The sequence below is a fragment of the Pedobacter namyangjuensis genome, from assembly GCF_003313325.1.
Classification (GTDB): Bacteria; Bacteroidota; Bacteroidia; order Sphingobacteriales; family Sphingobacteriaceae; genus Pedobacter; species Pedobacter namyangjuensis.
This window is the reverse complement of sequence record NZ_QMHQ01000015.1, coordinates 1-1,136: the sequence shown is the minus strand read 5'-3', so window position 1 is coordinate 1,136 and position 1,136 is coordinate 1. Positions and strand designations below refer to the sequence as shown.

The following is a 1,136-nucleotide window of genomic DNA, read 5'->3' as shown; positions in this document are numbered from 1 at the left end:
GTATGATTTCCAGCAGAGTGGCGATGCTACTGAGGAAGAAGTAGAAGAGCAATATCAACTGGCGTTAAAAACTGTTGAAGAACTGGAATTGAAAAATATGCTGAATAGCAAGGAAGATCAGTTAAATGCAGTTTTACAAATTACGGCAGGCGCAGGAGGTACAGAAAGTTGCGACTGGGCCAGTATGCTAATGCGGATGTATTTGATGTGGGCGGAGAAAAATGGCTATAAAGTGGCAGAGCAAGATTACCAAGAGGGCGATGTAGCAGGTGTAAAAACGGTTACTTTAGAAATTAGTGGCGAGTTTGCTTATGGTTATTTAAAAGGCGAAAATGGGGTACATCGTTTGGTGCGCATCTCCCCTTTTGATTCCAACGCCCGTAGGCATACCTCATTTGCATCGGTTTATGTTTATCCTTTAGTAGATGACACCATTACTATTGATGTTAACCCGGCTGACATTGAGTTTGAAACTTTTAGAGCTGGCGGTGCTGGCGGACAGAACGTAAACAAAGTGGAAACTGCAGTACGTTTGTACCATAAACCTTCGGGGATCATTATCAAAAACCAAGAATCCCGTTCGCAATTACAAAATAAAGAAAATGCCATTCGTTTATTAAAATCTCAATTGTATGAGATAGAAATGCGTAAACGTATGGAAGCAACTGCTGCTATTGAAGGCAGCAAAATGAAAATTGAGTGGGGTTCGCAAATTAGAAGTTATGTTTTGGACGACAGGCGAGTGAAGGACCACCGTACGAATTATCAAACATCTAACCCTGATGCCGTGTTAAATGGAGACATTAACGAGTTTTTAAAGGCCTACTTGATGGAATTTTAATTTAGCAGCCAAAGCAGCATTTGAAATGAAGTTAAATAGTTTGATAATTATAAATAAATGTTGATTTTTAAGATTTGATGCCAACAACACAACAATTAAGCAATGAAACAATATAATGCTTTAAGACTTTTAACCTTTCTATTGATATTGGCGATGAACGCAAATGCCCAACAGGCAATTCCTTTGTATGGCGGTGCTGTACCTGGAGCTAAACCTACACCTGCAGATTACATTGAAGAAACTATTAAAGGTAAGGATGAAGTTGTGCGAACTGGCAAAGTATCAAAACCTGAAT

The 1,136-nt window shown here is 39.2% G+C and carries 1 protein-coding gene and 1 pseudogene; both read left to right on the top strand.

Annotated features, from left to right (window positions below; all coding sequences use genetic code 11):
* Positions 1-841: peptide chain release factor 2 (prfB, locus tag DUT69_RS18990; RefSeq protein WP_113654859.1), on the top strand; the 841-nt coding region annotated here is incomplete at its 5' end.
* 102 nt (positions 842-943) lie between these two features.
* A pseudogene (locus DUT69_RS18985) lies at positions 944-1,136 on the top strand (hypothetical protein); the annotation flags it as partial.